Below are 21,945 nucleotides of genomic sequence, written 5' to 3'. Positions count from 1 at the left end.
CTCCCTGCGCATGGACGCCCGCCACCACCCTCTCCCAACCCTTGAGCGCGTCGGTCCCGTAAAGCCGGGGCACATCGCGGCCGAAACGGCCTTCTTCATTTGGCGCGGCGCCTTCGGTGATCAGGAGGCCCGCGCCACCCTCAGCCCTGCGGGCGTAATAGGCCGCCATCTCGGGCGTCGGCACGCCCTCCGGCGCCGCCTCGCGCGTCATCGGTGCCATGACCAGCCGGTTGCGCAGCGCCAGCCCGGCCAGCGTCAGCGGGCGGGCGAGGATCGCGGCGGGATCGGTGAGGGGGGCTTGCCTCTGCATCTCAGGTCGCCAGAAAGCCGCCATCGACGGGAATATCCGCCCCGGTCACATAGCCCGCCGCGTCGGAGGCGAGGAACAGCACCACCTTGGCCACATCCTCCCAGTCGCCGGTGCGGCGCAGCGGGATCCGTTCGATCAGCCGGTCGCGGGTGGCGTGGCTGGCGCCCTGCCGGTCGCGCATCGGCGGCATGACGCCGGGATGCACGCAATTCACCCGGATGCCACGTGGGCCGAATTCGGCGGCGGCGGCGCGGGTGAAGGCGAGGATCGCGCCCTTGGTGGCGTGATAGGCCAGATGGACGCCCGGCGTGCCGACCCGGGCGCAGATCGAGCCCACCGTAACGACCGAGGCGCCCTGCCCCATCAAGGGCACCAGCGCCTGCAGGCCCAGAAAGGTGCCCTTGAGGTTGATGGCGACCAGCTTGTCCAACAGGTCCGAGGACAGGACATCCGGCGCGGCCGAGCCATTGGCCCCGGCATTGGCGACGAGGATGTCGACCTTGCCCGCGCCCGCGCGGATCTCCGCGGCCAGCGCCGCCCAGTCGTCGGTGTTCGAGACATCGAGATGGCGATAGCGCATGCCCAGATCGGCCGCCGCCGCCTGCCCCTCCGCATCCAGCACATCGGTCAGGATCACCTCGGCGCCCGCCTGTGCCAACAGCGCGGCCTCGGCCCGGCCCATGCCGGAGGCGGCGCCGGTCACGACGGCCAGCTTGCCGCTAAGGTCGAGGGAAAGCGCGCTCATGCCCGGCCTCCGGCATCCGACAGCGCGCTTTCGGCGGCGATCTGGCCGAAGCAGAACCCCTCGGACAGGTTCGAGCCGTCGGAGGGATAGAGCATCCCCGTTGCCTGCCCCAATTCCCCCGCCGCATAGAGCCCGGGGATCGGCGCGCCCCGCGTGTCGAGGATCCGCGCCCCCGCGTCGCGGCGCGGCCCGCCGGTGGTGTTCGACCCGCCGGGATAGAGCCGCACGCAGTAGAACGGGCCCTGATCCACGGGCACCATCGTCTCGGCCGGGCGGCCGAAGGGATCGGGCGTGCCCGCGTGGCAGGCGGCGTTATAGGCGGCAATCTCGGCCTCGGCCCCTTCGGGATCGGCCAGGCCAGCGGCGCGCGCCGCCTCGGCGATGGTGGCGCCCGAGGCAATCCAGCCGCGGTCGATCTCGGCCTGGTTGTCCGCGCTCCAGCGGTAGATCCCCACCGCATGCACGCCCACCGAGGGCAGGGTCAGCATCCCGGCCTTGCGGCGGCGTTCGTCGAAGAACCAGTAGCAGGGGTTGCGCGGCGTCTCGCCGGTTTCAGGGTCATAGGCCAGCAGGTGATAATAGAAGCCGTGCAGCAGGTTGGCCTGCGTGCTCTCATCGGCGAAGCGCTTGCCGTGGCGGTCGGTGATGACATAGCCGGGCGGGTTGAGGAACAGCATGACCGACAGGTCCGAGCCGTCCTCCAGCGTGAAATTGCCGATGGCCCGGCCGATCATCTGGTTCATGTGCCACAGATCGGCGCCGACCTCCTGCGCCATGCGCACGCCGTCGCCGGTATTGCCCGGGTTGCCGTAGAAATAGACCGGCCAGGTGCGCAGGAAGTCGCGTTTCATCTGCGCGTTGTGCAGATAGCCGCCGCAGGTCAGCACCACGCCCTTGCGCGCCTCGACCCAAAGCCCGGCGGTGGTCTCCACGCCGATCACGCGGCCCGTCTCGTCGCGGATCAGCCGGTCGGCGGGGCTGTCCCAGAGCACCGGAACCCCGGTCTTGGCATGGAAGTTCTGCGCCAGTTTCTCCCACAGGAACGGCCCCGCCTTGCCGTTCAGATCGAGCCGGGTCTTGGCCCCGCCCGGCTGGTAGACGCCAAAGGCCTCCGCGCCCGGGAAAGCAGGATGCTCGGCCCCGCCGACGCGGCGCAGGTCCAGTTCCGGCGCGATCCCGGTCAGCCAATCGATGAGGGTCACGGCGCGTTCCGCCCAGGCGGCGCTGACCCCACGCGGGACCATGCCCCCCGCGCAGCGGTCGAGGTAATCGGTCGCGGGTCCGGGGTCGGTCACCGCCATCATCATGCCGCCCGACATCCGGGTCGAGGGCGTGTGAGCGCCCTCGGCCTGCTTTTCCAGCACCAGCACCTCGGCCCCCGCCCGCCAGCCGGTGATCGCCGCGGCCAGCCCCGCACAGCCGAAGCCCACGACCACGAGGTCGGCGCTGAGATCCCACTCGGCGGGTGCGCTGGTCATGGCTCAGCCCTTTCCCGGCAACAGGAAGGGGAAACTCTCGAAATGCTTGCGCTCGGTGGAATCGTCGATCTTGGGCGGGTTCGCCGGGTCGAAGGCGATGCCGTTTTCCAGGAGCGCGCGGATCACCTCGTGCAGCGTGCCGTATTCGGTCTCGTCCTCGCCCTCGGTGCCCGGGCGGATCGGCATCCCGGCGGCAAGGATCCGGCCGACGCAGGAATGCATGCCTGCGCCGAAGGTCATGCCGTAAAGCTGCACCCGGCCGGTCAGCTCGCGGTAGGGGTTGAAGGTCGCGGCATCCGCGCCGAAGATCTCAGGATCGCGGTTGGCGCGGGCCATGTTGACGTCGACGATCTCGCCCGTCTCGACCTCGGCCCCATCGGGCAGATGCATCGGGCAGAGCGCCTTGCGCCGGGCGACCGGGCTGGCGGGGTGCAGCCGCAGGCTTTCCCAAATGAATTTCTGCAAGAGGGCGGGGTCGGCCAGCAGTTCGGCCCGCGTCTCGGGCTTCGCCTCGCACCAGGTCAGGATTTCCCAGACCGTATTCTGCAAGGCGTTGGCCTGAGTGAAGGCGCCCGCCAGGATGAAGAAGGCGGTGTCGCGGACCAGCTGGTCCTCCTCGATCCGTCCGTCATAGGCGCGCAGCATGTAGAGCAGCATGTCGCGCGGCAACTCGACCGAGGGATCGTCGGCATGGGCGGCCAGCAGCGCGCGGCGGCGGGCGGAGGAATGGGCGTAGAATTCGTCCTTGAAGATCGCCAGCGCCTCGCGGATCTCGGCTCGCGCCGCCTCGACGCTGCCGGACAGCATCTGGCCGATGGTCGGCGCCTTGCCCAGCTTGCCGATGATCATCAGGATCCGGTCGGTCTGCACCTCGGTCCGGTCGCGGTCGAGCCCCGCGGCATCGGCCACGAGGTTCACCAGCACGCGATAGGCGAAGCGGCTCAGATCGCCCCGCCCTTCGGCCAGCGCGGGCGCCAGCGTTTCCTCAAGCGCCTCGGGGAAGACGTGGTTCTGGTAGTTGCGGAAGAATTCGCGGGTGAAGAGGCTCTGCACCACCCGGCGCTTTTCCTTGTGCTCCTCGCCATGCAGGCTGACCACCGTGGTCGGCAGGAACAGCGGGTCGCCATCATAGAGCGCCTGTTTCAGGTCCGGCAGCCGCAGCGTGGGTTCGACCTGCGGATAGGCGTTGATCTGCTGCGTCATCTCGTGCCTCCGTTACAGATTGGAAATGCCCAGCGACAGGCCGCCGTCCACCACCAGCGAGGTGCCCGTGACCCATTCCGCGCAGGCCATATAGGCGATGCCCTCGGCCAGTTCCTCTTCGGTGCCGATCCGGCCCAATGCGTGCGAACTTTCCAGCGCCTTCATGCGCACGCGCTGCTGGTCCTCGGTCACCAGCCCGGCGCGGATGTTCAGCTCGGTCGAGACGGCGCCGGGGATGACGCAATTGACGCGGATGCCCTGCGGGCCCAGTTCGGCGGCCAGCACCTTGGCCAGAACCTCGACCGCGCCCTTGGTCGCGGCATAGGGCGAGGCGCCGGGATAGGCGCGCCGCGTATGGACCGAGCCGAGAAAGATGACCGAACCCTTGCGCGCCGACAGATGCGGCAGGGCGAGGCCGGTCAGGATCATCCCCGAAACGACGTTGCTGTCGAAAACCTCGGTCAGGGCCTCGCGGGTCATCTCGGCAATCGGGCCGCGCAGCATGTTGCCCGCGTTGTTGATCAGCGCATCGAGGCCGCCGCCATGGGCGACCGCGGCCTCGACGATCCGGGCGCAATCGGCGTCCTTGGTGATGTCGGCCACCACATAGGCGCAGGCCGGGCCGATGCTGTCGGCGACCGCCTTCAGCTTCTCCTCGCGCCGGCCGCAGATCGTGACGCGGGCGCCGTGGCGGGCGAAATAGCGCGCCGTCCCCTCGCCAATGCCCGAACCGCCGCCGGTGATCAGGACGGACATGTCGCTCATCGGTGTCATGCTGTGGTCTCTCCCGTCGTTCCTGCCGCCCAGCGCGCGGCGCGGGCGATGAAGGCGGCCTGCCCCGGCTCGGTCAGCGAGGCGAGGTCATGGCCCGTGGTCAGCGTCACCGCCCGGCCCTTGGCCCAGGCCAGCGGGAAGTCGCCCGCGGCGCTCTGCCCCTCGACCAGCAGCGTGACGCCGGGGTCGAGGCGCAGGGCGCGGTAATGTTCGTCGGTGACGGTGAAGGGCACGAGGCCGTCGGTCACCGGATGGCCCGGGATCGGCGTCGCCGTCACCGGCTCCAGATCCGGGGCGTGAAAGCTCTGCCCCCAGACCCAGCCGCCGCCAAGCAGATCCTGCCAGCCGGGCCAGTCGTCGAAACAGATGCAGCCGGTGTGCAGCGCCAGAAGTCCGGCGCCCCGGGCGACATGGCCCTCAAGCGCGGCGATCAGCGCGGGCTGCGCCTGATAGGCCCAGTCGGCGCGGAAGGGTTCGTATTTCTCGTGCCCCAGCATCCGCCAGCGCAGCGCCTGCACCACCACCAGATCCGCCGGTTCCGCCAGCGCGGCGGCCAGCGCATCGGGATGCGTGACGATCTCGCAGCGGAAGCCCTGCGCCGACAGGATGCCCGCCAGCGCCGCGCCGAGCCGGTCGAAGTCGTGGTAGATGCCACCGCTGAGGATCAGGGCCCGCATGCGGTCATTCCCTCGGCAGCGCGCGGAGCAGGCTGTGGGTGACGGCGCCATCGACCACCAGCTGATGACCGCTGACATAGCGCGCCTTCTCACTGGCGAGATACCAGACCGCCTCGGCGATATCCTCGACCTGGCCGAGGCCACCGTAGGGCACCGCCCCGCCGCGCACCGCGCGAACCTTGGGGTCGGCGTAGAAGGGCGCCGACATGCCGCCGTCGATGAAGCCCGGCGCCACGCAATTGACGCGGATGCCGAGGGAGCCCCATTCCACCGCCATGTGCTCGGTCAGCTTGGCAATCGCCGCCTTGGCCGCGGGATAGGCGCCCGAGCCCGGCCCGGGCGTCACCGCGTTGATCGAGGTCAGGTTGACGATGGCGCCGCCCTTGCCCGCGTCCCGCATGGCCCGCGCGGCGATGCCTGCGCAGGTGAAAGTGCCCATGACATGCACGTCCAGCACCTTGCGGAATTGGGCGGGCGTCTGGTCGATCAGCGCGCCGAGCGACAGGATACCCGCATTGTTGACCAGCACATCGGGCGCCCCGAAGCGGTCGACAGCGGCCTGAACGGCGGCCTCGTCGGTCACATCGGCCACCAGCGCCACCGCACCCGGCAGCGCTTTCGCGGCGGCCTCGGTGGCGGCGGGATCGAGGTCGAGGACACCGACCCGGAACCCCTCGGCCGCGAATTTCTGGGCGATCCCGGCACCGAGGCCCGCGGCCCCGCCGGTGATGATGACGGATTTCTGGCTCATGTCGCGGGCTCGGCGTTGAGAAGGACGGGATAGGACGAGAAGTTCTGCCGCAGCGTGCGGGTGTCCTGCACGGCGGGGTTGTCGGGATCGGGGCGGACGTCGCGGGCCAGCAGCGTGCGGACCAGTTGCGTGACGATGCCGTATTGATGCGTGGCGGGGTCGGTATCCGGCCCGGCGGGCAGGCCCCCGTCCAGATCGCGGCCGAGGCACATGTGCATGCCGAAACCGAAGGTCAGACCCCAGCGCGGCACACCCTCGGGCGGGGCGCGGTCGGGGTCGAAAAGATCCGCCGTCTCGCCGAAGATGTCGCGCTGGCGGTTGGCGGCGGCGAAGTTCAGCTCGACCCGCCCCTCGGCGGACATCGGGCAGGAGGCTTCCGGCCGCCGCCAGGCGACGGGACTTGCCGGGTGCAGGCGGAAACTCTCGTGCACGCAGCGCTGGACATAGAGCGGGTCCTCGCGCAGCGCCGCGCGGTCCTCGACCGTCGGCCAGCGCAGGAAGATCTCGTGCAGGGCGTGGACCATGGAATTGGCGGTGGAATGCGAGCCCGCCTGCAGGAAGAAGGCCATTTCGCGCAGGATCACCGCGTCCGAGAGCCCGTGTTTTTGCCGGTCGCGCAGCAAGAGTGTCAGCACGTCGCGCGGCAGGTCTGCATCGCCCCGGTCCAGCGCCGCCTGACGCCGGGCAATCGAGGGGGCGAGGAAGGTCTCGCGCAGTTCCTCAAGCCCGGCGCGGACCTCGGCACGGACCTCGTCCTTGTCGCGGGTCGAATGCACCAGCGTCGCGCCTTCGGAGAAGATCTTGACCAGCTTCAGCAGGCGCTCGGTCTCGGCCGCCGATTTCTCGGGCCGGTCGATGCCGGCGAAATCGGCGGTCAGGTTCATGGTCACCCGGTAGCCGAAATCTACCAGATCCATGCGCCCGCCCGCGGCCAGCGGGCCGATGACCTGCGCCAGCGCGGGCGGGAAGACCTGCGATTCGTAATAGGCGAAGTAATCCTTGCGCAGGATCGAGAATTCCAGCACCCGCCGCGCGTGATGCTCGCGCCCGTGCAGCGTCAGCAGCACGTCGTCCATCACCACCCCGCCCTCGTCATAGAGCGCCTGACGCATCGAGCGATCCGTCAGCACACGGGTGATTTCCTTGTAATCGGTGATGACTTGCTCAGTCACGTCGCCTTGTCCCCCCTCGCCGCCCCGGGCGGTGATCCTGTCCGATCCGCAAGGGAGAGACGACCGGCGCGCGCCCCGGCCCTGACGCCAAGGCGCCGGGCGGGCTGTCCGGACCGCTCCTCCCCAAGCGGTTGTCGGGTCGAGTGTTCACCAGCCCCGAGACATGGTCAATTTCAATATTCTTAGGTGTATCTTCTGAAAAACAGATACCTCGCCTCACCGACCCCGGGGTCAGACCTGCGCCTTGGGCCAGCCCTCGCGGATCGGGTCGGTCCCGTCCCATCCCGCCGCCGCCGCCGCAATCTGTTCGAAGATCGAGCGCCGCTCAGGCCCCTTGCGGGTGATCTCGAACACCACATCGGGATCGTCGGGGTGTTCGAGATAGGCGAAGGGACCATAGGCCGAGCGCCCCTCCTGGATCATCACCCAGCCCTTGGCCCGGGCGCGGTCGACGGCGCCGTCGAAATCCTCCTCCCAGGACGAAACATGCTGCAGCGGGCTGCGGCCGGGGAAGCGCGCCAGCCATTCGGTGTAGATGCTGGGTTCCCGGCTGACCTGCTGGATCAGCTCGATCTGATGGGTGCCGCTGTTGGCGAGCGCTGCGTGCATCTCCATCCGGATCTCGCGCCCGCGATAGAGGCAGACCGGCAGCACCACGTTGCGGGCCACGAACCAGGGGCCGATCCCCGCCTTGTCGGACAGGAAGCGCAGATGCGCGTCGATGTCCTTGACCACGTAACCCGCCTGCCGGATGTCGCCGAAAATCCTGCTCATGGATGCCCCTCCCTGCTTCCGTCGACATGATGTATTGATTTCGATTAATTCGAAAGCAATAATTTTGTCGAGAGCGAGCGGCCGGTGTTTCGGCCGCCGCGACAGGGGGGAAAGCGATGGATCTGGGATTGACCGGCCGCCGGGCGATTGTCTGCGGCTCGACCAAGGGGCTCGGGCGGGCCTGCGCCGCGGAGCTACTGCGCGCGGGTGCCGTGGTCGTGGTGAACGGCCGCAGCGCGGACAGCACCGAGGCCGCGGCGAAGGCCCTGCGCCACGAAACCGGAGGCGAGGCGATCCCGCTCGCCGCCGACCTCAACAGCGACGAGGGACGCGCCGCGCTGCTGGCCGCCTGCCCCGAACCGGACATTCTGGTCAACAACAACGGCGGGCCGCCGTTCCGCGACTTCCGCGCATTGGACCGGGCGGCGCTGGAACAGGGCGTGGCGATGAACATGCTGGCGCCGATCCAGCTGATCCAATCGGTGATCGACGGCATGACGGCGCGCGGGTTCGGCCGGATCGTCAACATCACTTCGGTCACGGTGAAGATGCCGGTGGCGGGGCTCGATCTGTCCTCGGGCGCACGGGCCGGGCTGACCGCCTTCCTGGCGGGCATCGCCCGGACGGTGGCGCATCAGGGGGTGACCATCAACCAGATCCTGCCCGGCTATTTCGCCACCGAACGCCTGCGCGAGGGGTTCCGGGCCAGCGCGGCCTCGACCGGCAAGGACATGGAGGCCGTGGAACAGGCCTGGAAGGATCAGGTGCCCGCCGCCCGGCTGGGCGATCCCGCCGAATTCGGCAAGGCCTGCGCCTTCCTGTGCAGCGCGCATGCGGGCTACATCACCGGACAGAACCTGCTGCTCGACGGCGGGCTCTTCCGCGGCACGTTCTGAGGGAGGGTCGGATGATCGTCGAACAACGCACCTATCGCTTCAAGCCGGGCGCCGTCCCGCAGTTCATGGCCCTCTACGAGGCCAAGGGGCTGGCCCTGCAAAAGCGGGTGCTGGGGAACCTTCTGGGCTATTTCGTCACCGAACTGGGGCCGCTGAACGAGACCGTGCACCTCTGGGGATACGACAGCCTCGATGAGCGCAGCCGCAGGCGGGCGGCGCTGATGGCGGTACCGGAATGGCGGGCGTTTCTGGCCGAGATCCTGCCGCTCCTGGAAAGCCAGGAGAGCAAGATCCTGCTGCCGACGGGCTTTTCGCCCCTCGGCTGAGGGTCAGTGCAATTCCTCGACATGCAGGGGCTCGGGCCCGCCTTTGGGCCCGAACGCCACCTCCCGCGTCAGCCGCTTGCCGCCCATGGAGGCCAGCCGCCAGCCCGGGATCGGCTTGCGCTTCGGCGGCGGGGTGAGGTCCTTTTCCACGCCGTCAATCATCACGCGGGTGATGTTGTCGGGATCGCCCAACAGGGTCAGGTCTTCCTCGACCTTGCCGGTGACGCAGATCACATCCGCCCGGTAGCCCGGCGCGATCACCCCCGTCTCGCCCAGCATCTTGATGCCGAAGGCGCTTTTCTGGGTGGCGCATTGGATCGCCTCCAGCGGGCTCATGCCGAAATACTTCACGAAGACTTCCATCTCCCGGTAATGCCAGTCGCCATAGGGAACCAAAGCGAAGCCGGCCTCGGACCCCGTGAGGATCGGCACCCCTGCCTTGTGGGCGAGCGTGATCGTCTCGATCGAATCGGTGATCTCGCGCTCGAACAGCTTGATGAGCTCTGCCGAAGTGCCCAGCGCCGGGCCGAAATCGACCATGTTCGCCTGGAAGGTCAGCGCGGGGGCGATGGGCAGCTTGCGGTCGATGATCTCGCGCAGCGCGGCCTCGTCCATGCCGGTGCCGTGGAAGATGAAATCGAACCCGGCGACGGCGGCGCGGCGCGTGGCCTCGGCGCCGCGGCAATGGCCCATGACCGGGGTCATCAGCTCATGCGCCGTGTCGCAAATCAGCTTCAGCTCATCCAGTGTCCAGACGCACATCTCGCCCCGGTGGGACTGGCGGGGGATGATGCCGGTGACATGGACCTTGATCCAGTCGGCGCCGTGCTTGATCTGGCGGCGGACCTCGCGGACGATCTCGTCGCGGGAATTGACCGGCATGTAATAGCCGGTGACGCCCTCGTCGGCGATCAGCCGCCCGGCGGTGCCCCCCACCCCGGTGATCAGCGCGTAGGAGCCGCAAGACATGCGCGGCCCCTCGACGATCCCGGCCTCGATGGCGTCGCGCAGGTCGATCATGTTCTCGAAGGTGGAATCGGGGTCCAGCATGCCCGTGACGCCCGCGCGCAGCAGCTTGCGGGCATTGTAGCTGGCGACCAGCGCCGACAGCGCGTTGCGCCGCTGGTGGAAGATCTCGGCGTTCGAGGCCGCGTCATCGAAGGCCAGATGGCAATGGGTGTCGATGAGGCCGGGCATGACGGTCTGGCCGGTGGCGTCGATGCGGCGGGTCTGCGGCGTGGCCCGCGCATCGGCGTCGGGGCCGACGGCGGCGATCTTGGTGCCTTCGATCAGGACCGAGCCCTGAAAGGCGGGTTTGCCGGTGCCGTCGATCACCCGCCCGTTGGTGATGATGCTCTGCGTCATGTCAGCCTCCTGTCAGCGGATGCGCAGCAGCCTGCGCGCGTTGTCGGCGAGTTTGGGCTCCGGGCGATGGGCGCCCAGATCCTCGGGCGCGTCCCAGCCGGCGAAATTGGTGCCGAAGACCAGGCGATCGTCGCCCACCATGTCGGTGAGCAGCCTGAGCGAGGCATCCTTGTTCAGGTGGTTGTCGAACCAGAGCCGCGCCACGCGTTCCTCGAAAGCGCCCTCGTGGCGCAGTTCGGGCGGCGACCAGGGCCGCTTGCGCATTGCCTGCGCCATGCGGCCGGCCAGAAAGGCGGTCGAACCGCCGCCGTGGCTGAGGCAGAGGTCCAGCGCGGGGTGCCGGTCCAGCACCCCGCCGAAGATCAGCCGGGCGACTGCCAGAGTCTCCTGCGCGGCGAAGCCGATCACCACGTCGAGGTCATAGCCCCTGAGGTTCGCATCGCCCTTCGGCCCGTCGATCCCGGCAGGCCCGGGGTGGATGAAGAGCGGCACGTCCAGTGCGACCGAGGCCTCGTAAAGCCGGTCCATCGCGGGCGCGTCCAGCGGCTGCGGCATGTCGGTGCCGAGATAGCCGCCGAGCAGGCCGAGGTCGCCCACCGCGCGCTGCAATTCCTCGACCGCGGCGCCGATGTCTTGCATCGGCAGCGCGGCGAAGCCCGCCAGCCGGTCGGCATGGGGCGCGATCAGCGCCGCCAGCGCGTCGTTATGGGTGCGGCAGAAGCCGCGGGCGGCAGCCGGTTCAATGAAATGCAGATAGGTCAGCGGGTTGGGCGACAGGACCTGAAAGTCGATCCCCGCCGCGTCCATCCGCGCCAACCGGACGGCCGGATCCATGAAGGGGCTGCCCTGATAGCGCACCCCGTCCAGCCGGTACTCGCCGACCCGGAACCAGGGTTCTGGCCCGTCCTGTCCGCCCATCTCGGGCCCCAGATCGCCGGCCGCACCGAAACTTTCGGCCAGCACGACATGCGCATGCACGTCGATGACGCGCGCTTCGCCCGCTCCTGCCACCGGCTCCCCCCTTGGACAGAAATCATTTCGATTTCAATATAATCGAATTCGATACATACTGTCAAACTTGGAAAACGGTGATTTTCATGGCAAGGGCGGATCAGGGACCGGGCAGATGAACGATCGAGGAGACGAGACCATGGCGCATGCCGATCTTCCCCGGCTGGAAAACCGCGTGACCTTTCTCACGCACCGGATCAACGCCCGCCTGCAGCAGGTCAGCCTGCCGGTGATCTCGCCGCATGGCATGGACCTCTACAGCTCGCGCATCCTGTTTGCGCTGGACCAGAACGGGCCGATGAAAGTGGGCCAGTTGGTCGAGCTGATGGCGCTGCCGCAATCGACGATCTCGCATCAACTGAAGCGGATGGAGAAGAGCGGGCTGATCCGGCGCACGCGCTCGGATCAGGACAACCGCTCGGTCGAGGTGTCGCAGACCGAGGCCGGGATCGAGGTGACGCGGATCTGCACGGCGCTGAGCGATGCGGTCACCGAACGGCTGAACGCGGCCTTCGCCCCGGGCGAGATGCAGGCGCTGATCGAGGGGCTGAACCGGGTGTTCGAGGCGCTGGGCGACCTGCCGTCGCTGGAAGCGCGCTGCGAGGAACTGATCGCCGAGGGGTGAGACTTTTCCGACCTTCTGTCACCGGAAAGGGCAGCCAAACCGGATCTGCCTTGCAGAAAACCGACATTTCCCGGGCATTGCCACGGGAAGAATGGGCGCCCGGAGAACCGGGCGCCACCAGATGTCAGACCTTTTCAAGGGCGATGGCGATGCCCTGCCCGACGCCGATGCACATGGTGCTGAGCGAACGCTTGCCGCCGTTGAGCTGCATCTCCAGCGCCGCGGTCCCGGCGATGCGGGCGCCCGACATGCCCAGCGGATGGCCCAGCGCGATGGCCCCGCCATTGGGGTTCACGCGGGGGTCGTCGTCGGCGATGCCGAGCTGGCGCAGGGTGGCGAGGCCCTGCGAGGCAAACGCCTCGTTCAGCTCGATCACGTCGAAATCGGCCTGACCCAGCCCCAGCCGCGCCATCAGCTTCTGCGAGGCGGGCGCCGGGCCGATGCCCATGATCCGCGGCGGCACGCCAGCGGTGGCCCCGCCCAGCACGCGGGCAATCGGGGTCAGCCCGTATTTCTTCACCGCCGCTTCCGAGGCCACGATCAGCGCCGCCGCCCCGTCGTTCACGCCCGAGGCGTTGCCCGCCGTGACCGTGCCGTCGGCCTTCACGAAGGTCTTCAGCTTCTGCAGATCCTCGAGCGTGGTCGAGCCGCGCGGATGCTCGTCGCTGTCCACCACGACCACGCCCTTGCGGCTCTTCACCTCGACCGCGACGATCTCTTTCGCCAGCCGCCCGTTGGCCTGCGCCGCGCCCGCCTTCTGCTGCGAGCGCAGCGCGAAGAGGTCCTGATCGGCGCGGTTCACGGAGAAATCCTCGGCCACGTTCTCGGCCGTCTCGGGCATGGAATCGACGCCGTATTGCTTCTTCATCAGGGGGTTGATGAAGCGCCAGCCGATGGTCGTGTCATGCACCTCGTTGGCGCGGGAAAAGGCGCTCTCGGCCTTGGGCATCACGAAGGGCGCGCGCGACATGCTTTCGACGCCGCCAGCGATCATCAGCTCGGCCTCGCCCGCCTTGATGGCGCGGGCGGCGGCCAGGACCGCATCCATGCCCGAGCCGCAAAGCCGGTTCATCGTCGTGCCGGGCACATCGACCGGCAGACCGGCCAGCAGCACGGCCATGCGGGCGACGTTGCGGTTGTCCTCGCCCGCCTGGTTGGCGCAGCCATAGATCACGTCATCCACGGCCGCCCAGTCGACGCCCGGGTTGCGCGCCATCAGCGCCTTCAGCGGCACGGCGGCCAGATCGTCGGCGCGCACCGTGGCGAGGCTGCCGCCAAAGCGGCCGATGGGCGTGCGGATATAGTCGCAGATATAGGCGTCGGTCATCTCAGAGCTCCGGTGCGATCAGGTCGGCCACGGGGCCGTCCGTGTGAAGGGGCGCCCCGGTCATCGCCTGTAGTTCGTCAAAGGACAAGCCCGGAACCTTTTCGCGCAGCACGAAATGGCCGCCTTCGATGTCGACCACGGCGAGGCTGGAATAGACCCGCGTCACGCAGCCGACGCCCGTCAGGGGCAGCGAGCAGCGGCTCAGCAGCTTCGGTTTCCCGTCCTTGGTCACATGGTCCATCATCACGGCGACGCGCTTGGCACCATGCACCAGATCCATGGCCCCGCCCACGGCCGGAACGCCCTTGGGCCCGGTCGACCAATTGGCCAGATCGCCGGTCTTGGCCACCTCATAGGCGCCCAGGATCGCCACATCCAGATGCCCGCCCCGCACCATGGCGAAGCTGTCGGCGTGGTGGAAGAAGGCGGTGCCGGGCTTCAGCGTCACCGCCTTCTTGCCGGCATTGATCAGGTCCCAATCCTCGGCGCCCGCTTCCGGCGCCTCGCCGAAGCCGAGGATGCCGTTCTCGGTATGGAAGATCGCCTGCCGCCCGGGGGGCTGGAAGCGGGCCACCATCTCGGGCTGGCCGATCCCGAGGTTGACATAGGCGCCGTCCTCGATGTCCTGCGCCGCGCGCCAGGCCATTTGCGTGGGGGTCAGTCTCATGCCGGAACCTCCGGGTGATGGGCGTTGGCGCGGTTGAGGGCTTCTTCCTGCGCGGGATCGGGCACTTCGACGACGCCCTGAACGAAGATGCCGGGGGTGATGACCGCCTCGGGGTCGATGGCCCCGGGCTGCACCAGTTCCGAGACCTGGACGATGGCCTTGGCCGCCGCCATGCACATCAGCGGGCCGAAATTGCGGGCAGCCATGCGGTAGGTCAGGTTGCCCAGCGTATCGCCGCGATGGGCTTTCACCAGCGCGTAATCGGCTTTCAGCCAGCGTTCCTGCACATAGAAGCGGCCGTCGAATTCCTCGACCGGCTTGCCCTCGGCCAGCAGGGTCCCGTAGCTGGTCGGCGTGTAGAAGGCCGGGATCCCGGCGCCCCCGGCGCGGATCCGTTCGGCCAGCGTGCCCTGCGGCACCAGTTCCAGCGCCACGCTGCCCGCCTTGTAGGCCTCGGTGAAGACCACCGGGTCCGAGGAGCGCGGGAAGGAGCAGATCAGCTTCGCCACCAGCCCCTGTTCGATCAGCGCGGCAAGGCCGACATGACCGTTGCCCGCGTTGTTGTTGATGACGGTCAGGTTCTTGGGATGGCCGGTCGCCAGAAAGCGGTCGATCAGTGCGTGGATCAGCTCGATCGGCGCGCCCGAGCCGCCGAACCCGCCGATCATCACGCTCATGCCATCCTCGATCCCCGCCACGGCGGTGGCGAGGTCGGGCAGGGTCTTGTCCATCGGGACCTCCTGAATGTTGCGCCCTTGGGATAGCGAGGTCGGGGGCCTTCCGTCCATCCGGTTTGTGCGTTATCCTAACTTTGTTCGATAATCGCACAAATGGAGCGGGCATGGCAGCGGAGCGGGACCTGATGGGCGGGCTGGCCAAGGGGCTCAGGGTGATCGAGACCTTCACCGCCGAGCGCCCGCGCCAGTCGATCAGCGAGGTCTCGGCCGCCTGCGGCATGGACCGGGCGACGGTGCGGCGCTGCCTGCTGACGCTGGCGCATGAGGGTTACGCCGATTACGACGGCAAGTTCTTCACCCTGACGCCGCGGGTGCTGCGGCTGGGCACCGCCTGCCTCGCCACCATGCCGCTGCCGCAGATCGTGCAGCCGATGCTGGACGCGCTGTCCGAGGCGATCGGCGAAAGCTCCTCGGTGTCGATCCTCGACGGGGACGAAATCGTCTATGTCGCCCGCGCCGCCCAGCGCCGGGTGATGTCGATTGCCCTGATGCCGGGGTCGCGCCTGCCTGCCTTCTGCACCAGCATGGGGCGGGTGCTGCTGGCCGCCCTGCCCGAGGCAGAGGTGCGCGACCTGCTGGGCGCGCGCCCCCTGCCCGCCCGCACGCCGAGGACGCTGACCGACCCCGGGGCGATCCTGTCCGAACTGTCGCGCGTCCGGGCACAGGGCTTCGCCGTCATCGACGAGGAGGTGGAGCTGGGCCTGCGCTCGCTCGCCGTGCCCCTGGTCAGCGCCCGGGGCCGGACTGTCGCGGCGCTGAACGTGGGGCTGGCGGCCTCGCGCATGGAGGCCGGGGCACTGCCGGGGCATTTCCTGCCCGCCTTGCAGGATCTGCAGGCGCGATTGAAGGGGCTGCTGCCCGGCTGACGTCCGGGTTCAGGACGGGGCGGAGAGGTCGGTGACCTTCACCCCGGGGCAGACCTCGCGGGCGATGTCGCACAGATGCCGGTGATGGGTCAGGTAGATCACCTGCCCCACCCGCGACATCTCGGCTAGCAAGCCGAAGGCGGCGGCCGAGCGGGCATCGTCGAAGGTCTCCATGATGTCGTCGGCGATGAAGGGCACCGTCGGGCGGCTTTGCGCCATCTCGTGATACCCGGCGATGCGCAGCGCGAGGTAGAGCTGGAACCGCGTCCCCTTCGACAGATCCGCCGCCAGCTTGGCGCCGCCCCCGGCGGGCAGCGCGACCAGCACCTCGCTCTTGCCGTCAGGCTGGGCGGCGAGCCCCTGATAGGCGCCGCAGCTCAGCGCGCTGAACGCATCCGAGGCGCGGGCCAGCATGCCGCTGCGGTGGTGGTCGCGGTAGCGCCGCAGCCCGGCCTCGAAGGCGATGAGGCCGAAGCGCCGCGCCAGATGCGCTTCGGCCCGCTCACGCAGATCCAGCAGCAGCGTCTCGCGCTCGGCGACGATGCGGGCCAGCGCGTCGTCGCCGCCGACCGCGTCCAGCCGACCGCGGGCTTCCAGATGCTCCTTGAGCCGCGCCTCGGTATCATGGCGCAGGACCTCGAGTTCGGCCCTGAGATCCTGGATTGCCGCCTTGACGCTGTGGTCATCCTCGCCCTCCTGCGGCAGGGGGCGGTCCTGAAGCTCGGCTTCCAGCGCGGCGAGGTCTTGCCGCAGCCCCGTGGCCGTCCGGCAACGGGCGACATGCGCGGCGAGCGGCCCCTCGGCGGGGGTCCAGCCCAGCGCCGCGCCCAAGCGTTCAGCCTCGGCATCGCGGGCGCTGAGGGCATGGCGTTCAACGCCGTCCTGCCGCTGCTCCTGCGCCAGTTGCCGGTCCAGCAGGTCGCGGTCGCGGGCGGCATCCTGCGCCTGACGCAGGCGGTGCTGAACGGCGGTCCAGGGCGTGCCTGCCTCCTCGGCCAGCGCCGTCAGGACCGCCGCCTTGGCAGTCTGAAACCGCTGCCGGTTGGCCTGCATCTTGGCGATCCGGTCGCCCAGCGCCTCGGCCGCGCGGTGTTCGGCGCCCAGCCGGTCCAGAAGGTCCAGCAGGGTGCCGAGGCCCGCGTCATCCTCGCCCCGCGCGGCCAGAAGCGTGTCGCGGCTGGCCTTGGCCCATTCCGCGCGCCAGGTGTCGAGCGCGGCTTGCGCCTCGGCCTCGGCCTGCTGGCGGGCACGGAGATCGGCGGTGAGCGTGGCCAGACGGCGGCGGGCCTCGCGGCGGCGTTCGGCGGCCTCGGTCCGGGCGATGGCCCGGGCCAGAAGGGCCTCGAAGCTTTCCTCGGCGGAACGGCCCAGCATCCCGGCGAGCGCCTGCGCCGCGGCACTGCGCGCCTCGGTCGCGCGCGTCACCTCGGCCTCGGCCGCCTGCGAGACCCGGAGCGCGGCCAGCGCCTGCTCGCGCCGGTCCAGAAACAGCCGCAACGCCGCCAGATCGGCGCCCGGCAGGCCCAGCGCCGATGCGGCCCGTTCGACCGCCCCCTCGGCATCGGCAAGCGCGGCTTCGGCCTCGGCCAACGCCGCCTCTGCGGCCTGCTGACGCCCGACCAGCGCCGCGCGTTCCGCCTGATGCTGGGCGGCGCGGCGACCCTCGGCCAGTGAATCGGCCAGCGCGGCCGAGATCCGGTCATCCTCGCGCAGCGCCGCCTCGAAATCGTCGGCGCTGGCGGCGGTGAGGTCGCCACGGTGCGCGGCCCAGAGCGCCTCGCGTCGGCTGCGGGCCTTGGCGGCATCGGCCAGCGTCAGCCCGCCCTGCCCCGCCGCCCGCGTCGCCGCCTCGGCGTCCATCCTGTCGAGCTGCGCGGCCAGCGCCGTCAGATCGCGCCTTGCGTCGGCCCGGGCCTGCCGCGCGGCCTCGGCGCTGCGGCCCCATTCGTCCAAGTGCCGGGCGCCCGGCACGTCCTGCGCCGCCAGCGCCGCCCCGGTGCCCCGCCAGGGCGCCAGCGCCGCCAAGCCCTCGTCGGCGCGGCCGCGGGCCTCGGCGCAGGCGCGTTCGGCCCGGGTCAGCGCCTCGGCCGGGTCCTGGGCGCGCAAGCGGGTCAGCAGGGCGGCGAGCGCTGCCTCGTCCTCGGCGGGGCCGGGATCGTCGGTCTCGGCCCGCTCGTTGTCGAGAAGCGCCTGGGCTCTGGCGGTCTCGGCCGCGCTGGTCTGCACCGCCCCTTGCAGGCCCGAGCGTCGGGCCAGCAACCCCCGCAGGGTCGACAGCGCCGCCTCGGGCAGACACAGGTTGCCCGGTTCCGCCCCCGGCTGCCCCAGCTGCGCCAGAAGACCCCGGATCCGCGCCTGAGCTTCCGCCGCCTCATCCTCGCGGCGGGGAAGGTCCTTCAGCGCGGCGTCATGCTCGGCCCGCAGCGCTTCCGCCGCCTCGATGGCCGGGGCCTGGGCCAGGACCGCCGCGTCCTGCGGCAGCGCATCGCGCTGGTCCTTGAGGCCCTGGCAACGCTCGGCGCGGTCGGCGATCCGGGCGCTGATGTCGCGCTGTTCGGCCTCGATCTTGGCGGCCAGCGCCTCGTCGTCAGCCGTCGCCTCGGGCAGCGCGGCGAGGGGTTCCAGTTGCGCGGCGAGCCTCGCGCGCCGGGCCAGCAGCGGCAGCGTCTGGGCGACCTGCTGCAGCCGATCCAGCGCCGCCTGCGCCGCGTCGGCCTGCCCCCGCGCCGCCTGCCAGGCCTGTTCCGCCGCCTCGGCCTCCCGCGCGAGTTTCTGCAGCGCATTGGCCGAAACCTCGAGCGCGCGGCGCTGGCGCTCCAGTTCGGTCAGCGCCCGTTTCGCCTCGACCAGCCCGCCGCTGCGCTTGCCGCTGCGGTGGAAATCATCGAGCTCCGCGCGCAGCCCCTCCAGTTGCGGCGCCAGCCCCGAGAGCCCGGCACTGGCCGAAAACAGCATCTCGCCCAGATCGCCGCGGCTGGCGAGGATGCTGTCGCCGCCCTGTTCCAGCGTCTCGTCATCGAGCGAGAACATCGCCGAATACCCCTCACGCGAGAGGCCGCCCAGCGCGCCCTGCAAGACCGCCTCGGGCATCGGCGCGTCGTAGCGATCCAGCAGGCTGCCAGCATTGCGCTTGAGCCGCTTGAGGTCCAGCGCCCCGCCCGCATGGCTGAGCGCGGCGCCGATCTGCAGGCTGGGTCCGGCATGGCGGAAATCGTAGCGGGTGCGGATCGGGATGCCGAACAGGAAATCGAGCCAAGCCGAGAAGAGCGTCGATTTCCCCGCTTCGTTCGGCCCGTAAAGGACGTGCAGATCCGGCTCGCCCGGCGCGGGCGGCTCGAAAGACAGGCTGCGGTCGGTAAAACGCCCGTAGCGGGTCAGGTCCAGCCGGTCGAGCCGCATCACCCCTCCTCGCCGGCCGAAAGGCTGGACAGGATGAGGGGCGCGCCCTGCGCCAGCAATTCCTGACAGCGGCGCGCCAGATCGGCTTCGTCCTGCCCCAGCAGGTCGCGCAGCTCGGCCGGAAGGTCCTTGAGCAGATCCTGCGCGGCCTCGGTCAGCGCCTGGATCAGCGCCGGGTCCTGCGGCAGGGCCTCCAGCACGCTGCGCACCAGCTCCTCGGGCAGGGCCTCGCCCGCGGCTTTGGTGTCCCCCGTGCGGTCAAGGCGCAGTTCCAGCTTGTCGATCCAGACCCCGGCACCGGCGGCAAAGGCGCGCGCTTCCTCGGTCAGGCGGTCAAGGTCGCGCTCGACCCGCCAGGCCAGCGGGGTCGCCCCTTCCAGCACCGGACGCAGGACCAGGTGATCCTCGGGCCGCGGGGCCGCGCCCGCCGCCCGCAGCGCCGCTTCCAGCGCGGCCAGCAGATTGGCCCAATCCTCCAGCCCGGTGCAATCGACGGCCAGCCGGTCGAAACGCAGGCAGGCGACCGAGCGTTCCTCGAGTGTCACGCGGCGGTCGTCGCCCACCCGCACCAGCGTCACCGAGGCAGGCCCCGGCTCGTCGATGCCGCGACCCTGCGGAATGCCCGGCATGACGACCACCGCCTGCCCGTGGTGTTCGGCGCGGCGGTGGATATGGCCCAGCGCCCAGTAATCGTAGCCCTGCGCGTCCAGCTCGGCCAGGCTGCAGGGCGCATAGGGATCGTGCCGCGGGCTGCCGTTCAGGCTGGTGTGCATCAGGCCGATGTTGAAGGCGCCAGCCTCGGGCGCCGGATAGCGCGGCAGCAGGCTTTCCGGTGCATGGATCTCGCGGAAGCTGAGGCCGTGCAGCGCAACGCGCTGGCCGTCCAGATCGAGCGTCACGGTCCCCGCGCGGCCGGGGAAGAGATGGGTGTTGGCGGGCAGGTCCAGCTCGCCCGTTTGCCGCGCCATGGCGTCGTGATTGCCGCGGATCAGATAGCAGCCGATCCCGGCGGCCTGCAGGCGCAGCAGCTCCTGCTTGAGGAAACGCGGGGTCTTGGTGGAGCTGTAGGTTCCGTCCCAGAGATCGCCCGCGATCAGCAGGAAGGCGGCGCCCTCGTCGATGCACAGATCGACGATTCGCGTCAGCGCCACGCGCGAGGCCACGCCGACCTGCGCCGCCAGATCGGGGTCGCGCAGCGCCAGCGCCGTCAGCGGCGCATCGAGATGCAGATCGGCCGTATGGACGAAGGTGAAACTCAAACCAGGCCTCGGCAGCGGACAAACCCCGGCATCGGGGACCCGGACTATGGGGATCCCCGGCGCCCGCGGCAAGCCCGGCCGGTCAGCCCGGGGGTCAGTCGCGGCTGCGGATGACCTTGGCGAAGGGTTCGAAGATCTCGCTGTTGGCGGCGATCAGATTGCCCGATTCGACCGGGTCCTGGCCGTCGCGGATCGGGCCGAAGAACCCGCCCGCTTCCTTGACCAGCAAGACGCCCGCCGCCACGTCCCAAGGGTTCAGCCCGCGCTCCCAATAGCCGTCGTAGCGGCCCGCCGCGACATAGGCGAGGTCCAGCGCCGCGGCACCGAAACGGCGCACGCCCGCGCAGACCGGCATCAGCCGCGCCAGATCCTGCAGCGAGGCGGGCAGCGCCGGGCGGCCGCCGAAGGGGATGCCGGTGGCGAAGATGCATTCGATCATCGAGCGGCGGCCCGAAACCCGGAGGCGCGACTCGTTCATATAGGCGCCGAGGCCCTTTTCGGCGATGAACATCTCGTCCTTGGCGGCATCGAAGATGACGCCGGCGACGATTTCGCCCTTGTGCTCCAGCGCGATCGAGATCGCCCAATGCGGCAGGCCGTGCAGGAAGTTGGTGGTGCCGTCCAGCGGATCGACGATCCAGCGCCGGGTCGGGTCGGTGCCCTCCTCGCCGCCGGTCTCCTCGCCGAGCCAGCCATAGTTCGGCCGGCCGCCCATCAGCTCTTCCTTGAGGATGCGTTCGGCCTCGCGGTCGGCCTTGGTCACGAAGTCGCCCGGCCCCTTGGTCGAGACCTGAAGGTTCTCGACCTCGCGGAAGTCCTTGACCAGCGAGCGCCCCGCCTTGCGCGCGGCCTTGATCATGAGGTTGAGGTTGGCGCTTCCCTGCATGGTGCGGGCTCCCGTGCTGAACAGGCCGCCCCTTACGGGAAAGGCGCGCCAAAGGAAAGGGGAACCTCGCGCCGCGGCTGGACGGCGCCATCGCCCGGGGCTAGCCTCGGCCGCCCGAGAAGGAGCTTGCCGATGCTGATCCGCCGCCCGCAAGACCAGGACCGCGCCGCCTGGGAGGACCTCTATGCCGGCTACGCCGCTTTCTATCAGGTGACGCAGACCGCCGAGATGCGGGCCCGCGTCTGGGGCTGGATCCACGACCATACGCATGAGGTCGAGGCTTTCGTGGCCGAGGATGACGACGGTCGTCTGGTGGGCCTCACCCATTTCCGCCCTTTCGCCCGGCCGCTTTCTGCCAGCACCGGCGGCTTTCTCGACGACCTCTTCGTCGCGCCCGAGGCCCGCGGCTCGGGCGCCGCCCGCGCCCTGATCGAGGCGGTGAGCGAGGAAGGCCAGCGCCGCGGCTGGTCGGTGATCCGCTGGATCACCGCCGAGGACAACGTCCGCGCCCGCGCACTTTACGACAAGCTCGCCACCGCGACTCCGTGGAAGACCTACGACATCCGCCTCTGAGCCATCTTTGTTCTGAAAATATCCACGGGGATCGCCAAGGGGGGCGTGCCCCCCTTGGTGCGGGTTCGGGCGGCAGCCCGAGGGGGGGGGGGGGGGGGGGGGGGGGGGGGGGGGGGGGGGGGGG

The 21,945-nt window shown here is 69.8% G+C and carries 21 protein-coding genes and 1 pseudogene; 5 read left to right on the top strand and 17 right to left on the bottom strand.

Translation table 11 applies throughout. The annotated features are described in order from the left end of the window. The 9 genes and pseudogenes from VDQ18_RS14745 to VDQ18_RS14705 all read right to left on the bottom strand — a co-directional run. A pseudogene (locus VDQ18_RS14745) lies at positions 1-310 on the bottom strand (12-oxophytodienoate reductase); the annotation flags it as partial. A 1-nt stretch (position 311) separates the two neighbouring features. Then, positions 312-1,055: an SDR family oxidoreductase gene (locus tag VDQ18_RS14740; protein ID WP_323021679.1), complete on the bottom strand. Its 744-nt coding sequence runs from the start codon at positions 1,053-1,055 to the stop codon at positions 312-314. After that, positions 1,052-2,533 carry an FAD-dependent oxidoreductase gene (locus VDQ18_RS14735; RefSeq protein ID WP_323021678.1) on the bottom strand — a complete coding sequence of 494 codons (1,482 nt, stop codon included), beginning with the start codon at positions 2,531-2,533 and terminating at the stop codon, positions 1,052-1,054. The genes VDQ18_RS14740 and VDQ18_RS14735 overlap by 4 nt, the downstream gene beginning before the upstream one ends. Before the next feature lie 3 nt (positions 2,534-2,536). After that, positions 2,537-3,736 (bottom strand): cytochrome P450, encoded by a 1,200-nt coding sequence (locus tag VDQ18_RS14730; RefSeq protein WP_323021677.1) that lies wholly within the window; start codon positions 3,734-3,736, stop codon positions 2,537-2,539. A gap of 12 nt (positions 3,737-3,748) precedes the next feature. After that, entirely contained in the window at positions 3,749-4,510 is a 762-nt protein-coding gene (locus VDQ18_RS14725; protein ID WP_323021676.1) for an SDR family oxidoreductase, read from the bottom strand. Then, the gene (locus VDQ18_RS14720) at positions 4,507-5,187 is read right to left on the bottom strand and encodes a ThuA domain-containing protein (RefSeq protein ID WP_323021675.1); all 681 of its coding nucleotides are present in this window, start codon (positions 5,185-5,187) and stop codon (positions 4,507-4,509) included. Before VDQ18_RS14720 ends, VDQ18_RS14725 begins: the two co-directional genes overlap by 4 nt. A 4-nt stretch (positions 5,188-5,191) precedes the next feature. After that, a complete protein-coding gene (locus tag VDQ18_RS14715) occupies positions 5,192-5,938 on the bottom strand; it encodes an SDR family NAD(P)-dependent oxidoreductase (RefSeq protein ID WP_323021674.1) in 747 nt (248 codons plus the stop codon). Continuing rightward, the gene (locus VDQ18_RS14710) at positions 5,935-7,110 is read right to left on the bottom strand and encodes a cytochrome P450 (protein WP_323021673.1); all 1,176 of its coding nucleotides are present in this window, start codon (positions 7,108-7,110) and stop codon (positions 5,935-5,937) included. Before VDQ18_RS14710 ends, VDQ18_RS14715 begins: the two co-directional genes overlap by 4 nt. Before the next feature lie 231 nt (positions 7,111-7,341). Continuing rightward, entirely contained in the window at positions 7,342-7,884 is a 543-nt protein-coding gene (locus VDQ18_RS14705; RefSeq protein WP_323021672.1) for a VOC family protein, read from the bottom strand. Between the two features lie 116 nt (positions 7,885-8,000). On the opposite strand from VDQ18_RS14705, the gene VDQ18_RS14700 reads away from it, so the two are divergent. Beyond that, the gene (locus VDQ18_RS14700; RefSeq protein ID WP_323021671.1) at positions 8,001-8,780 is read left to right on the top strand and encodes an SDR family oxidoreductase; all 780 of its coding nucleotides are present in this window, start codon (positions 8,001-8,003) and stop codon (positions 8,778-8,780) included. Positions 8,781-8,791: 11 nt separating this feature from the next. Next, the gene (locus VDQ18_RS14695) at positions 8,792-9,106 is read left to right on the top strand and encodes an NIPSNAP family protein (RefSeq protein ID WP_323021670.1); all 315 of its coding nucleotides are present in this window, start codon (positions 8,792-8,794) and stop codon (positions 9,104-9,106) included. Positions 9,107-9,109: 3 nt separating this feature from the next. Here VDQ18_RS14695 and VDQ18_RS14690 read toward each other — a convergent pair whose 3' ends face one another. Continuing rightward, complete coding sequence (locus VDQ18_RS14690; RefSeq protein ID WP_323021669.1) at positions 9,110-10,471, bottom strand: amidohydrolase family protein; 1,362 nt, start codon at positions 10,469-10,471, stop codon at positions 9,110-9,112. A gap of 12 nt (positions 10,472-10,483) precedes the next feature. Continuing rightward, on the bottom strand, positions 10,484-11,482 hold the full coding sequence (locus VDQ18_RS14685; RefSeq protein WP_323021668.1) for an amidohydrolase family protein: 999 nt from the start codon (positions 11,480-11,482) through the stop codon (positions 10,484-10,486). A 115-nt stretch (positions 11,483-11,597) separates the two neighbouring features. Here VDQ18_RS14685 and VDQ18_RS14680 point away from each other — a divergent pair, with 115 nt between their 5' ends. Further along, complete coding sequence (locus VDQ18_RS14680; RefSeq protein ID WP_323021667.1) at positions 11,598-12,107, top strand: MarR family winged helix-turn-helix transcriptional regulator; 510 nt, start codon at positions 11,598-11,600, stop codon at positions 12,105-12,107. Positions 12,108-12,231: 124 nt separating this feature from the next. Here the strand turns inward: VDQ18_RS14680 and pcaF are convergent, their stop codons facing one another. Genes pcaF through VDQ18_RS14665 form a run of 3 tightly spaced genes read right to left on the bottom strand, consistent with a single transcriptional unit; the run spans position 12,232 to position 14,832 of the window. Then, a complete protein-coding gene (gene pcaF / locus VDQ18_RS14675; RefSeq protein ID WP_323021666.1) occupies positions 12,232-13,434 on the bottom strand; it encodes a 3-oxoadipyl-CoA thiolase in 1,203 nt (400 codons plus the stop codon). A 1-nt stretch (position 13,435) separates the two neighbouring features. Beyond that, positions 13,436-14,101, bottom strand: a complete 666-nt coding sequence (locus VDQ18_RS14670; protein WP_323021665.1) for a 3-oxoacid CoA-transferase subunit B — start codon at positions 14,099-14,101, stop codon at positions 13,436-13,438. Then, positions 14,098-14,832, bottom strand: coding sequence for a 3-oxoacid CoA-transferase subunit A (locus VDQ18_RS14665; protein WP_323021664.1), 735 nt, complete (start codon positions 14,830-14,832; stop codon positions 14,098-14,100). Before VDQ18_RS14665 ends, VDQ18_RS14670 begins: the two co-directional genes overlap by 4 nt. A 110-nt stretch (positions 14,833-14,942) precedes the next feature. Here VDQ18_RS14665 and VDQ18_RS14660 point away from each other — a divergent pair, with 110 nt between their 5' ends. Further along, complete coding sequence (locus VDQ18_RS14660; protein ID WP_323021663.1) at positions 14,943-15,704, top strand: IclR family transcriptional regulator; 762 nt, start codon at positions 14,943-14,945, stop codon at positions 15,702-15,704. Between the two features lie 9 nt (positions 15,705-15,713). Here the strand turns inward: VDQ18_RS14660 and VDQ18_RS14655 are convergent, their stop codons facing one another. The 3 genes from VDQ18_RS14655 to VDQ18_RS14645 all read right to left on the bottom strand — a co-directional run bounded on the left by VDQ18_RS14655 (position 15,714) and on the right by VDQ18_RS14645 (position 21,248). Then, positions 15,714-19,103, bottom strand: coding sequence for an ATP-binding protein (locus tag VDQ18_RS14655; protein WP_323021662.1), 3,390 nt, complete (start codon positions 19,101-19,103; stop codon positions 15,714-15,716). Next, entirely contained in the window at positions 19,103-20,362 is a 1,260-nt protein-coding gene (locus tag VDQ18_RS14650; RefSeq protein ID WP_323021661.1) for a DNA repair exonuclease, read from the bottom strand. Before VDQ18_RS14650 ends, VDQ18_RS14655 begins: the two co-directional genes overlap by 1 nt. 94 nt (positions 20,363-20,456) lie before the next feature. Beyond that, positions 20,457-21,248, bottom strand: a complete 792-nt coding sequence (locus tag VDQ18_RS14645) for an inositol monophosphatase family protein (RefSeq protein WP_323021660.1) — start codon at positions 21,246-21,248, stop codon at positions 20,457-20,459. A gap of 132 nt (positions 21,249-21,380) precedes the next feature. Here VDQ18_RS14645 and VDQ18_RS14640 point away from each other — a divergent pair, with 132 nt between their 5' ends. Then, entirely contained in the window at positions 21,381-21,821 is a 441-nt protein-coding gene (locus VDQ18_RS14640) for a GNAT family N-acetyltransferase (RefSeq protein WP_323021659.1), read from the top strand. The last annotated feature ends 124 nt before the right edge of the window (positions 21,822-21,945 follow it).

Origin of the sequence: Pararhodobacter sp., from assembly GCF_034676075.1 — a bacterium.
Classification (GTDB): Bacteria; Pseudomonadota; Alphaproteobacteria; order Rhodobacterales; family Rhodobacteraceae; genus Pararhodobacter.
This window is presented reverse-complemented; position numbering and strand designations above follow the sequence as displayed.

Bases quoted from the DNA above. Each gene is read 5' to 3' on its own strand.
- VDQ18_RS14740 (WP_323021679.1), bottom strand. From the start codon at position 1,055: ATGAGCGCGCTTTCCCTCGACCTTAGCGGCAAGCTGGCCGTCGTGACC.
- VDQ18_RS14735 (WP_323021678.1), bottom strand. From the start codon at position 2,533: ATGACCAGCGCACCCGCCGAGTGGGATCTCAGCGCCGACCTCGTGGTC.
- VDQ18_RS14730 (WP_323021677.1), bottom strand. From the start codon at position 3,736: ATGACGCAGCAGATCAACGCCTATCCGCAGGTCGAACCCACGCTGCGG.
- VDQ18_RS14725 (WP_323021676.1), bottom strand. From the start codon at position 4,510: ATGACACCGATGAGCGACATGTCCGTCCTGATCACCGGCGGCGGTTCG.
- VDQ18_RS14720 (WP_323021675.1), bottom strand. From the start codon at position 5,187: ATGCGGGCCCTGATCCTCAGCGGTGGCATCTACCACGACTTCGACCGG.
- VDQ18_RS14715 (WP_323021674.1), bottom strand. From the start codon at position 5,938: ATGAGCCAGAAATCCGTCATCATCACCGGCGGGGCCGCGGGCCTCGGT.
- VDQ18_RS14705 (WP_323021672.1), bottom strand. From the start codon at position 7,884: ATGAGCAGGATTTTCGGCGACATCCGGCAGGCGGGTTACGTGGTCAAG.
- VDQ18_RS14700 (WP_323021671.1), top strand. From the start codon at position 8,001: ATGGATCTGGGATTGACCGGCCGCCGGGCGATTGTCTGCGGCTCGACC.
- VDQ18_RS14695 (WP_323021670.1), top strand. From the start codon at position 8,792: ATGATCGTCGAACAACGCACCTATCGCTTCAAGCCGGGCGCCGTCCCG.
- VDQ18_RS14690 (WP_323021669.1), bottom strand. From the start codon at position 10,471: ATGACGCAGAGCATCATCACCAACGGGCGGGTGATCGACGGCACCGGC.
- VDQ18_RS14680 (WP_323021667.1), top strand. From the start codon at position 11,598: ATGAACGATCGAGGAGACGAGACCATGGCGCATGCCGATCTTCCCCGG.
- pcaF (WP_323021666.1), bottom strand. From the start codon at position 13,434: ATGACCGACGCCTATATCTGCGACTATATCCGCACGCCCATCGGCCGC.
- VDQ18_RS14670 (WP_323021665.1), bottom strand. From the start codon at position 14,101: ATGAGACTGACCCCCACGCAAATGGCCTGGCGCGCGGCGCAGGACATC.
- VDQ18_RS14665 (WP_323021664.1), bottom strand. From the start codon at position 14,832: ATGGACAAGACCCTGCCCGACCTCGCCACCGCCGTGGCGGGGATCGAG.
- VDQ18_RS14660 (WP_323021663.1), top strand. From the start codon at position 14,943: ATGGCAGCGGAGCGGGACCTGATGGGCGGGCTGGCCAAGGGGCTCAGG.
- VDQ18_RS14655 (WP_323021662.1), bottom strand. From the start codon at position 19,103: ATGCGGCTCGACCGGCTGGACCTGACCCGCTACGGGCGTTTTACCGAC.
- VDQ18_RS14645 (WP_323021660.1), bottom strand. From the start codon at position 21,248: ATGCAGGGAAGCGCCAACCTCAACCTCATGATCAAGGCCGCGCGCAAG.
- VDQ18_RS14640 (WP_323021659.1), top strand. From the start codon at position 21,381: ATGCTGATCCGCCGCCCGCAAGACCAGGACCGCGCCGCCTGGGAGGAC.